At 72.4% G+C, this 10458-nt stretch carries 10 protein-coding genes; 7 read left to right on the top strand and 3 right to left on the bottom strand.

The window, feature by feature from the left end; all coding sequences use genetic code 11:
• Window positions 1-40 precede the first annotated feature (40 nt).
• The 7 genes from G5C65_RS22350 to metK all read left to right on the top strand — a co-directional run bounded on the left by G5C65_RS22350 (window position 41) and on the right by metK (window position 6306).
• On the top strand, window positions 41-1150 hold the full coding sequence (locus G5C65_RS22350) for a quinone-dependent dihydroorotate dehydrogenase (protein ID WP_165300695.1): 1110 nt from the start codon (window positions 41-43) through the stop codon (window positions 1148-1150).
• Window positions 1147-2013 carry an orotidine-5'-phosphate decarboxylase gene (gene pyrF / locus G5C65_RS22345; protein ID WP_165300694.1) on the top strand — a complete coding sequence of 289 codons (867 nt, stop codon included), beginning with the start codon at window positions 1147-1149 and terminating at the stop codon, window positions 2011-2013. The genes G5C65_RS22350 and pyrF overlap by 4 nt, the downstream gene beginning before the upstream one ends.
• A 215-nt stretch (window positions 2014-2228) precedes the next feature.
• Window positions 2229-2549 (top strand): integration host factor, actinobacterial type, encoded by a 321-nt coding sequence (mihF, locus tag G5C65_RS22340; RefSeq protein WP_165300693.1) that lies wholly within the window; start codon window positions 2229-2231, stop codon window positions 2547-2549.
• Window positions 2550-2589: 40 nt separating this feature from the next.
• A complete protein-coding gene (gene gmk, locus G5C65_RS22335) occupies window positions 2590-3186 on the top strand; it encodes a guanylate kinase (RefSeq protein ID WP_165300692.1) in 597 nt (198 codons plus the stop codon).
• A gap of 48 nt (window positions 3187-3234) precedes the next feature.
• The gene (gene rpoZ, locus G5C65_RS22330) at window positions 3235-3519 is read left to right on the top strand and encodes a DNA-directed RNA polymerase subunit omega (RefSeq protein ID WP_165300691.1); all 285 of its coding nucleotides are present in this window, start codon (window positions 3235-3237) and stop codon (window positions 3517-3519) included.
• Between the two features lie 93 nt (window positions 3520-3612).
• Window positions 3613-4833, top strand: a complete 1221-nt coding sequence (gene coaBC, locus G5C65_RS22325; protein ID WP_165300690.1) for a bifunctional phosphopantothenoylcysteine decarboxylase/phosphopantothenate--cysteine ligase CoaBC — start codon at window positions 3613-3615, stop codon at window positions 4831-4833.
• A gap of 264 nt (window positions 4834-5097) precedes the next feature.
• Window positions 5098-6306, top strand: a complete 1209-nt coding sequence (gene metK / locus G5C65_RS22320) for a methionine adenosyltransferase (RefSeq protein ID WP_165300689.1) — start codon at window positions 5098-5100, stop codon at window positions 6304-6306.
• Window positions 6307-6384: 78 nt separating this feature from the next.
• Here metK and G5C65_RS22315 read toward each other — a convergent pair whose 3' ends face one another.
• From G5C65_RS22315 to G5C65_RS22305, 3 genes are read right to left on the bottom strand one after another with little or no spacing between them, the layout of a single operon-like run.
• The gene (locus G5C65_RS22315; protein ID WP_165300688.1) at window positions 6385-7533 is read right to left on the bottom strand and encodes a hypothetical protein; all 1149 of its coding nucleotides are present in this window, start codon (window positions 7531-7533) and stop codon (window positions 6385-6387) included.
• Between the two features lie 16 nt (window positions 7534-7549).
• A complete protein-coding gene (locus G5C65_RS22310) occupies window positions 7550-9541 on the bottom strand; it encodes a hypothetical protein (RefSeq protein ID WP_165300687.1) in 1992 nt (663 codons plus the stop codon).
• The gene (locus G5C65_RS22305; RefSeq protein ID WP_165300686.1) at window positions 9538-10326 is read right to left on the bottom strand and encodes a TIR domain-containing protein; all 789 of its coding nucleotides are present in this window, start codon (window positions 10324-10326) and stop codon (window positions 9538-9540) included. Before G5C65_RS22305 ends, G5C65_RS22310 begins: the two co-directional genes overlap by 4 nt.
• Window positions 10327-10458 lie beyond the last annotated feature (132 nt).

Below are 10458 nucleotides of genomic sequence, written 5' to 3'. Positions count from 1 at the left end.
CCCGCCGCCGCACTCACCACGAAAGGCGCACCCCGCACCCATGTACGCCCTCGTCTTCCGCCTCCTGTTCTGCCGTATGGACCCGGAGCGGGCCCACCACCTGGCCTTCGCCTGGATCCGGCTCGCCGCGCGCGTCCCCGTTCTGCGCACCTTCGCCGCCGCCTTCCTCGCCCCCCGCCGCAAGGAGCTCCGCGTCGAGGCGCTGGGGCTGCGCATGCACGGGCCGCTCGGCCTGGCGGCGGGCTTCGACAAGAACGCCACCGGCGTCGACGGCATGGCGATGCTCGGCTTCGACCATGTCGAGGTCGGCACGGTCACCGGCCACGCCCAGCCCGGCAACCCGCGCAAGCGGCTCTTCCGCCTGGTGCAGGACCGCGCGCTGATCAACCGGATGGGCTTCAACAACGACGGCGCCGCCGCCGTCGCCGCCCGGCTCGCGGCCCGCCGCGCCGTCTTCCGCACCACCGTCGGCGTCAACATCGGCAAGACCAAGGCGGTCCCGGAGGAGGGGGCCGTCGCGGACTACGTCGCCTCGGCCGGGGCGCTGGCCCGCCACGCCGACTACCTCGTCGTCAACGTGTCCTCCCCGAACACCCCCGGGCTGCGGAACCTGCAGGCGACCGAGGCGCTGCGCCCGCTGCTCACCGCCGTGCGCGAGGCAGCCGACCGCACGGTCCCGGAGCGCCGGGTGCCGCTGCTGGTGAAGATCGCCCCGGACCTCGCGGACGCGGACGTCGACGCCGTCGCGGACCTCGCCGTCGAGCTGGGCGTGGACGGCATCATCGCCACCAACACCACCGTCGCCCGCGAGGGCCTCGGCCTGCGGGGCGATCCGCGGACCGTCGTCGAGACCGGCGGGCTGTCCGGAGCGCCGCTGAAGGAGCGCTCCCTGACGGTGCTGCGCCGGCTCTACGCCCGGGTGGGCGACCGCCTCACCCTGGTCGGGGCCGGCGGCGTCACCACGGCGGACGACGCCTGGGAGCGCATCCTGGCGGGCGCCACCCTGGTCCAGGGCTACTCGGCGTTCGTGTACGAGGGGCCGCTGTGGATGCGCGGCCTGCACCGCGGGCTGGCCGAGCGGCTCGCGGCCAGCCCGTACGCCACGCTGGCCGAGGCGGTCGGCGCCGAGCACAGGAAGGTGACCGCATGACGGAGCCCGAGCCCCCGGAGCTCCCTGAGCCCCCCGAGCCCTTCGGCGCGCGGCTGCGCCGCGCCATGGACACCCGCGGCCCGCTGTGCGTGGGCATCGACCCGCACGCCGCGCTGCTGCGCGAGTGGGGGCTGAACGACGACGTCGGCGGGCTGGAGCGGTTCACCCGGACGGCGGTGGAGGCGCTCGCCGACCGGGTGGCGGTGCTCAAGCCGCAGGCGGCGTTCTTCGAACGCTTCGGCTCGCGCGGCATCGCCGTGCTGGAGCGGGCCGTGGCCGAGGCGCGGGAGGCCGGCGCGCTGGTGCTGATGGACGCCAAGCGCGGCGACATCGGCTCGACGATGGCCGCGTACGCCGCCGCCTTCCTGGACCCGGACAGCCCGCTGTTCGCGGACGCGCTCACCGTCAGCCCGTATCTGGGCTACGAGGCGCTGCGCCCCGCGCTGGACGCGGCACGGGCCGGCGGGTCGGGGCTCTTCGTGCTCGCGCTCACCTCCAACCCGGAGGGCGCGGAGGTGCAGCGCGCGGTGCGCGCCGACGGCTCCACGGTCGCCGCGACCGTGCTGCGGCACCTCGCGGCGGAGAACGCCGGCGCCGAGCCGCTGGGCTCCTTCGGGGCGGTCGTCGGCGCGACCCTGGGCGATCTCGGAGCGTACCCGCTGGCCCTCAACGGTCCGCTGCTCGCCCCCGGCATCGGCGCGCAGGGCGCGGCGCCCGCGGACCTGCCCGCGGTGTTCGGCGGGGCGGTGCGGCAGGTGGTCCCGAGCGTCAGCCGGGGCGTGCTGAAACAGGGGCCACAGGTATCCGGACTACGCCATTCCGCTGCCCGGTTTGCGGACGAGGTGCGGATCGCGGTCGGGTGAGCCGGAAAAATCCGAGCAATATGCCCGGAAATGTCTGGTTCAACGGAGTCTGACCTGGACTTTTCGCCTGTTCTCCCTGACTGTGGAGCCAACGGCCGCTAGTCTCCGTCGAGAGCACCGCGAACAGGCGCGTTGCTCGTTGCTCCGCAGGTGTAGGGCTACTAGGTTCCTCACCGATCCGTATCCAACAGTTCGACTTCCGAGGTGACGTAGGCGTGGCTCTTCCGCCCCTTACCCCTGAACAGCGCGCAGCCGCGCTCGAAAAGGCCGCCGCGGCTCGCCGGGAGCGCGCCGCGGTCAAGAGCAGGCTCAAGCACTCCGGCGCCTCCCTGCACGAGGTCATCGCCGAGGGCCAGAAGAACGATGTCATCGGCAAGATGAAGGTCTCAGCACTGCTTGAGTCGCTGCCTGGCGTCGGCAAGGTGCGCGCCAAGCAGATCATGGAGCGTCTCGGGATCTCCGAGAGCCGTCGTGTGCGTGGACTCGGCACCAACCAGATCGCCGCACTGGAACGCGAGTTCGGCAGCAACGCTTGATGGGGTCACGGGCACTCCCGTGAGCCGGGATAATCACTGCATGAGTTCCGCAGTTCCCCGGGGGGAGACCCCGGCACCCCCGGTCGGCACGCCGCGGCTGACCGTGCTCTCCGGCCCCTCCGGGGTCGGCAAGAGCACGGTCGTCGCGCACTTGCGCAAGGCGCACCCCGAGGTCTGGCTGTCCGTCTCGGCCACCACGCGCAGGCCCCGCCCCGGTGAGCAGCACGGGGTGCAGTACTTCTTCGTCGACGACGAGGAGTTCGACAAGCTGATCGCCAATGGCGAGCTGCTGGAGTGGGCGCAGTTCGCGGGCAACAGATACGGCACGCCCCGGCGGGCCGTCCTGGAGCATCTGGAGCGGGGCGAGCCCGTCCTGCTGGAGATCGACCTCCAGGGTGCCCGCCTGGTCCGGGAGGCGATGCCGGAAGCCCGGCTCGTCTTCCTGGCCCCGCCGAGCTGGGAGGAGCTGGTGCGCCGGCTCACCGGCCGGGGCACCGAGGCGCCGGACGTCGTCGAGCGCCGTCTGGAGGCCGCCCGCACCGAGCTGGCGGCCGAGGAGGAGTTCGATACGACCCTGGTCAACACCTCGGTCGAGGAGGTCAGCGCCGAGCTGCTAGCCTTGATGAGCATCGATTGACTCGCTCAATCCGATCGTTTTCACGACCCACCCTCCGGAAGGCAGAGCGTGTCCTCTTCCATCTCCACGCCCGAGGGCATCATCAATCCGCCGATTGATGAGCTGCTTGAGGCCACCGACTCGAAGTACAGCCTGGTGATCTACGCCGCCAAGCGCGCGCGCCAGATCAACGCGTACTACTCCCAGCTCGGTGAGGGCCTGCTGGAGTACGTCGGCCCGCTGGTGGACACCCATGTCCACGAGAAGCCGCTCTCGATCGCACTCCGCGAGATCAACGCCGGCCTGCTGACCTCCGAGGCCGTCGAGGCCCCGCCGGCGCCTGTCGCCCCGTAGCGGCGCATCAGCCCTCGTCAGGGGCCCGGCAGCGCGGCTGCCGGGCCCCTGGTGTGTCATGGAGTCATCCGTATCGCGTGTGGGGAGTGACGAGTGACACAGAGCGAGGGCAAGCCGCGGGTCGTGCTCGGGGTGAGCGGCGGCATCGCCGCGTACAAGGCGTGTGAACTGCTGCGGCGGCTGACCGAGAGCGGCCACGATGTGCGGCCCGTGCCGACGGCCTCGGCGCTGCGCTTCGTGGGCGCCCCGACCTGGGCGGCGCTGAGCGGGCACCCCGTCGCCACCGAGGTGTGGGAGTCCGTGGAGGACGTCCCCCATGTGCGTATCGGCAAGGAGGCCGACCTCGTGGTGGTCGCCCCGGCCACCGCCGACCTGCTCGCGCGGGCCGCCCACGGGCTGGCCGGCGATCTGCTGACGAACACCCTGCTCACCGCACGCTGTCCGGTCGTCTTCGCGCCCGCGATGCACACCGAGATGTGGGAGCACCCGGCCACCCGGGAGAACGTCGCCACGCTGCGGCGGCGCGGCGCCCTGGTCATCGAGCCCGCGACCGGCCGGCTGACCGGCGTGGACACCGGCAAGGGCCGGCTGCCGGACCCGGACGAGATCTACGCGGTGTGCCGCCGGGTGCTGGCGCGCGGCGGCAGCACGGCCGACCTGGCCGGGCGGCATGTCGTGGTCAGCGCGGGCGGCACCCGCGAGCCGCTGGACCCGGTGCGCTTCCTGGGCAACCGCTCCTCGGGCAAGCAGGGCTACGCGCTCGCCGCCACCGCCGCGGCCCGCGGCGCCCGGGTGACGCTGGTCGCCGCGAACAGCGCGCTGCCCGGCCCCGCGGGTGTGGACGTGGTGCCCGTCGGCACCGCGCTGGAGCTGCGGGACGCCGTGCGCGCGGCGGCCGGGGACGCGGACGCGGTGGTCATGGCGGCGGCGGTGGCCGATTTCCGCCCCGCCGTCTACGCCGCCGGAAAGATCAAGAAGCAGGACGGCGGCGCCGAGCCGGAGCCGCTGGCGCTGGTGCGGAATCCGGACATTCTCGCCGAGCTCGCGGCCGCCCGGCCGCGCCCCGGGCAGGTGGTCGCGGGATTCGCCGCCGAGACCGACGACGTGCTCGCGCACGGCCGCGCCAAGCTGGCGTCCAAGGGGTGCGATCTGCTCGTGGTCAACGAGGTGGGGGAGCGCCGGACCTTCGGGGCGGAGGAGAACGAGGCCGTGGTGCTGGGCGCCGACGGCAGCGAGACGCCGGTGCCGCACGGGCCGAAGGAAGCGCTTGCGGACACCATCTGGGACCTCGTTGCCAAACGGTTTCCCGAGTAGGCCGGAAATCACCGTACGGGGCCGAAAATGCGCTCTTGACGGACGCTGTCGATAACCGACAACCCACTACATATCTCCATCTGGTGGCCGTCCTCGCCTGTGCTGGAGTTCGACTTGGGCAGGTCACAGTCGTCTCGCAGTTCGAGAGTCAGTGATTGGAATCCCCGGAGGATGGATAAACTGGCCGCGGACCGTGCTTGGGCGCAGCCCCCGATCCGGTCCGCAAATGCTCAGCCAGCAGCCGCTGCAACCCCAGGGAGCGATGTGTCGCGCCGCTTGTTCACCTCGGAATCAGTGACCGAGGGTCACCCTGACAAAATCGCTGACCAGATCAGCGACACCATCCTCGACGCCCTCCTCAAGGAGGACCCGCGCTCGCGGGTCGCCGTCGAGACCATGATCACCACCGGCCAGGTGCATGTGGCCGGCGAGGTGACGACGAAGGCGTACGCGCCGATCGGAGCGCTCGTACGCAACAAGATCCTGGACATCGGCTACGACTCGTCGAAGAAGGGCTTCGACGGAGCCTCGTGCGGTGTCTCCGAGTCGATCGGCGCGCAGTCGCCCGACATCGCCCAGGGCGTGGACACCGCCTACGAGAAGCGGGTCGAGGGCGATGAGGACGAGCTCGACAAGCAGGGCGCGGGCGACCAGGGCCTGATGTTCGGCTACGCCTGCGACGAGACCGCCGAGTACATGCCGCTGCCCATCATGCTGGCGCACCGGCTCTCGGAGCGGCTCTCGGCCGTCCGCAAGAACGGCACCATCCCCTATCTGCGCCCGGACGGGAAGACCCAGGTCACCATCGAGTACAACGGTGACAAGGCGGTCCGGCTGGACACCGTCGTGGTCTCCTCGCAGCACGCCGCCGACATCGACCTCGACTCGCTGCTCGCGCCCGACATCCGCGAGTTCGTGGTCGAGCCCGAGCTGAAGGCGCTCGTGGACGAGGGCATCAAGCTCGAAACCGAGGGCTACCGCCTGCTCGTCAACCCCACCGGCCGCTTCGAGGTCGGCGGCCCGATGGGCGACGCCGGGCTCACCGGCCGTAAGATCATTATCGACACCTACGGCGGCATGGCCCGCCACGGCGGCGGTGCCTTCTCCGGCAAGGACCCGTCCAAGGTCGACCGCTCCGCGGCGTACGCCATGCGCTGGGTCGCCAAGAACGTGGTCGCGGCCGGCCTGGCCGGCCGCTGCGAGGTCCAGGTGGCCTACGCGATCGGCAAGGCCGAGCCCGTCGGTCTGTTCGTGGAGACCTTCGGCACGGCCGCGGTCGACGTCGAGAAGATCGAGCAGGCCATCTCGCAGGTCTTCGACCTCCGCCCGGCCGCGATCATCCGCGATCTGGACCTGCTGCGCCCGATCTACTCCCAGACGGCTGCCTATGGCCACTTCGGCCGCTCCCTCCCGGACTTCACCTGGGAGCGCACGGACCGTGTGGACGCGCTGCGCAAGGCGGTCGGCATCTAGCCGCCCCCTTCGGCTTCATGCCGGGGCCCGGCATCCCACGCTGGCGGGGTGCCGGGCCCCGGCATGTGCGATCGCGATTCACGCGGCTGCGTCCTCGGGTCCCTCGGGGGCTGCCGGGTCCCCGGCGGGCCCGGGACCGGCGTCCCCGCTCTCGCCGGCGGGTCCGGGCGGCGGGGTGTCGAATCGCTCGCGGATACGCCGGGCCTCATCGGCGTATCCGAAGGCAACGAACATGTCGGCCGTCTCCCCTGCGATGAACGCACCCCGGTCGTCCCCGGGGCGCAGTCCCACGCTCCGCAGCATCTCGCCGAAGTGGTCCGCCGCGTCCGCCACGTCCGCCGCGTCCGGCGGCGGGGCCTCCGGGCCGGCCCCGTCCGTCTCAGGCGGCTCCGCGTGTGGGAGCCCGGGTTCGGAGGGCGCGCTGACCGGCCCCGGGTACGGCGCCATGTGCCGGAACTCGTCCGGAACGTTCCGGTTGTTGGCCGCCGAGGTGAGCTGGGCGAGGACGCCGATGTCGTCCACGGTCCTCTTGATCTGGTCGTCGTTCCTGGCCAGCCACCACACGACGGCGCTGCCCGTGTCGCGCAGCACATCGTCCCCGAGGTACGCGCGTTTGCTGCGCTCCCATTTGCGTTCGTGTTCCCACAGCGCCTCGTCCTTGCGGACCGTGGAGAGCCGGTTCAGCCGCTCGCTGTCCTCGGCGGCCAAAGCGAGCGTGATGTTCTCCGCCATCACCAGCAGACGGCCCGTGGGGTCGGGCCGCATCGTGCCGAGAGCGCCTTCGAGCTGGTGCTGCGCGAGGGAGTGGCGGTGCGGTGGCAGCTTCGCCGTGATGTGTCGGGCCCAGTCCAGAGCCGCGCCGACCGCCAGCCCGCCCGGACTGATCGGCGGCGCGTGGGGCCGCGTCTCGACGGGGCACCAGCGGATGGTGGCGGAGAACAGAAAGTCGTAGTCGGGCTCCGAGCTGGAGAGCGCGACGTCCTGGACGCGCTGCTCGCGGTTCTCGCGAGGCGGCACCGGCACGTCCGGCTCCGGGCCGTACGACCGGGCGAGCGGATCGTCGCGGGGTGTGGACAGTCTCCCCGCCAGATACGCCCCGCCCGCCAGCGCGGCGCCCGCGGTGGCCCATCCCCAGGGCGGCCAGTGCGCATACAGGCCGGCGATGGCCAGGAAGAGCCCGGTGATGACGGAGAGGAAGACCGTCAGCGTCCTGTGGCCGGAACTCATCGTGCTGTCTCCCGGATCATACGGAGGGTCGTCGGAGCCCGATGCCGAGTGCGGCGCGGGCGCTGTTCTGCAGCCGGTTCACGGTGCGGGCGGCTGCGGGCCGCCGGCCCGCCGGGGAGCCGGCCGCCCAGTCGCGGGCCGCCACGTAGAGGCGGCTGACGGCGTGCGTGTCGGCCCCGCAGGAGTCGGCGAGGACGTCCAGCAGGAGCGCGCTGTGCGGCCCTTCGGCGGCGGCCGTGTCGAACCAGTCGAGCTCGCGTCCCGCCCAGTGCTCGCGGGGCGCCCGGTCCCGTGCGGAGCCCCACAGCACGGCGAACTGGTCGCGCAGCGCGGGAGAGGCGATCAGCGGGCCTGCGCGCGGGGAGCGGGTGACCAGCCGCGCCGGCTCCGCGACGTGCAGGAACAGCTCGGCGTCCGCCGCGGCGCGGGGCGCGGGGCCGGGTCTCAGGCGCTCCAGGAGCCGCCGGTAGAGCCGGTCGTCCTCGCGGACGGCACCGGCGAGTGCCACGTGCGCGGCCTTCCGGACCGAGGGCTGCTGGTGGCAGGCGAGGTGGCGCAGCCGGATCATCGCCTGGTCGGGATAGCGTGCCAGCATGTCCGTCGCGCAGACGCCGACGAGGACGTGCGCGAGCCCGGGGTCCAGTGTGCTGTTGCAGGCCCAGTCGTACAGCTGGTGCCGGAACCAGCCTCCGTGCCGTTCGTGTACCACGGCGTCCCTCAGCAGCTGTGCCGCCGCCGGGCGCCCAGTGCGGGGCGAGGAGTCCCCGGCCCATCGCCGGGCCAGCTTCCCCAGCGGCTCGGGCGGTTCCGTACGGAGCCACTGCTCGGTGAAGCGGGTCACCAGCGCGGTAGATTCGTCCCGCGTCAGCCAGTGCCCGGCGGCGATGCGGGCGACCCACTCGTACAGTGCGGGCCGCAGGGCAGGGAAGTTGTCCCAGCCGTGGGCGCGTACCGTCCGGTCGCGGTCCAGCTCCCGCAGGAAGACACGTCCTCCGTCGCGGATGCTCGCGCCGACGGTGTGCAGGCGGGTGGCGAGCGGTTCGTGTGCCAGGGGCGGGGTGGCGACCGCCGGGTGGTTCGCCTGCGTCACCAGCTCGTCGGCCGCGTGGCTGACGGCGTCGGCGCGGGCTCCGTACAGGAAGGCCGCCGCCAGCAGCAGGGCGCGCTGCCGCCCGTCGCCCGCCTGCCGCAGCCTCTCGGCGATCTCGGTGTCGGTGGGGGAGAGCGCCGTGAGGGCGGTCGTCAGCCAGGAGCCGAACCCGGCGCCCTCCCCCTCGTACTGCCGGGCCCGCCGGATGTGGACGGCGAGGGTGCCGACGCGCTCCATGCTGGCGCGCTCCAGGAACTGTGTGAGCCTCTCCTCCCCGCGCTCCCCCGCGTCGGCACGGATGCCCTCTTCCCGCAGGTGGCAGAAGAGGACATCCCGCGCCGGGGGCCGCACGATGCGGACGGCGAGGGAGAAGAGCTCGGGCGACAGCGTGAACTCGCGGTCCGGGGGCAGGACCACGGACAGGTATCCGTTCCGTTCGCGTACGGTCGCCATGAAGCCGCCCAGCTCCCTGAGGAGGGCGTCGCGGCGCTCGCGTGCGAGGTGGACGAGGTCGAGCAGCAGCCGGTCCCCGTCGCCGACGTCCCCGGGGTCGAGCGCCCTGCCGCCGCCGTCCTCCCCGCGGTCCAGCAGCTCGTGGAAGCGGCCCGTGCTCCGGGGCAGGCCGTCGAGCAGCATCAGGGCGGCACACCGCCTTCCGCTCCCGGAGTCGCCCGTGACCAGGGCGATGCGGTGGGTCTGCAGCGTGTCATGGGCCTGTGCGAGGTGGCCGGGCGGAACGAAGCGCCGGGCGAGCCGGGCGAGCTCGTCGTCCGTGACCTGACGCGGATCGGGGCCCGGGCGGCTGACGTCGATGCCGGCTTCCTGGAGTATCTGGACGTACAGATCGCCCTGTCCCGCGTGGACCGGGCCCCGTGAGTCGGTGACCCACGGGCCGGTGAACGGGGTGCCGCCGTTCATGCGTCGTCCTCGTCGTCCGTACGGCGGCGCGGGCGGTGGCCGATGTCCGGGCTGAAGCTGCTGTCACCGGCGTTCTCGACATGCTCGACGTAGTTGCCGACGGCTCCTTCGAAGCGGACGCTGCGGGGGTTCAGGTCCCCCTGCCCCGCGTGCACGGGCCCGGTCGGGCTGTTGATGACGGTTCCGGCCACCTGGCCGCGCAGGTCGCCGTTGGCCTGGACGACGGGTCCGCTGACATCGCCCGTGGTGTTCGCGCTCCCGCCGGGGGGTGCGGGCGGCGGACCGGCCGCACGCGTCCGGTCCAGCTCCGCCAGCCGCGGGACGAGCCGGGCGAGTTCGTTGCCCAGGTGCTCGAAGTCGACCGAGCCGCGCTGGATGTCCAGACGCAGGAACTGGCGGTCGGCGAGCCGGGCGAGCGCGGCCGGCAGTGCCGTCCGGTCGAGCCGTGCCATGGTCCGCCCGTCGAGCACGGGGACGACCTGGACGCCGCAGGAGATCGCTTCCAGGATCTCCCTGCGGACCCAGTCGTCCCTGTTGTCGAGCGCCCGGCGTCCGCGGTCCGAGGCGTCCGGCGCGTCCAGCCAGCGGGGCCCGATCACGGCGAGCAGGACACTGCTCCGGCGTACGTTCTGCAGCAGCGTGTCGTCGAAGAGCTCGCCCGGGCCGATGGACTTGCCGGCCCGGAAGATCTGCTCGCTGCCGAAGCGGTGCGACAGCTCACGTTCGATCGCGGCGGCGGTCTTGTCCCCGTCTCCGGTGCGGTAGTTGATGAAGACCTCGGGCATGGTGGACTCCTAATTCGTGAGTAGGCGGTTCCAGGGCAGCCCCGTGAAGGGCTGCTGGACTGACTGATGTGGATGGGTTTCGCGGTGGCCGCGTGGGCGCCGGATGGACTCCTGTGTTCTCCCGGCCCGCTG

The sequence above is a fragment of the Streptomyces boncukensis genome (assembly GCF_011045075.1).
Taxonomy (GTDB): domain Bacteria; phylum Actinomycetota; class Actinomycetes; order Streptomycetales; family Streptomycetaceae; genus Streptomyces; species Streptomyces boncukensis.
This window is presented reverse-complemented; position numbering and strand designations above follow the sequence as displayed.

What these genes read in the sequence shown, in the direction of transcription:
- G5C65_RS22310 (WP_165300687.1), bottom strand. Translation starts at nt 9,541, where the DNA reads ATGAACGGCGGCACCCCGTTCACCGGCCCGTGGGTCACCGACTCACGG.
- gmk (WP_165300692.1), top strand. Translation starts at nt 2,590, where the DNA reads ATGAGTTCCGCAGTTCCCCGGGGGGAGACCCCGGCACCCCCGGTCGGC.
- pyrF (WP_165300694.1), top strand. Translation starts at nt 1,147, where the DNA reads ATGACGGAGCCCGAGCCCCCGGAGCTCCCTGAGCCCCCCGAGCCCTTC.
- G5C65_RS22315 (WP_165300688.1), bottom strand. Translation starts at nt 7,533, where the DNA reads ATGAGTTCCGGCCACAGGACGCTGACGGTCTTCCTCTCCGTCATCACC.
- G5C65_RS22305 (WP_165300686.1), bottom strand. Translation starts at nt 10,326, where the DNA reads ATGCCCGAGGTCTTCATCAACTACCGCACCGGAGACGGGGACAAGACC.
- G5C65_RS22350 (WP_165300695.1), top strand. Translation starts at nt 41, where the DNA reads ATGTACGCCCTCGTCTTCCGCCTCCTGTTCTGCCGTATGGACCCGGAG.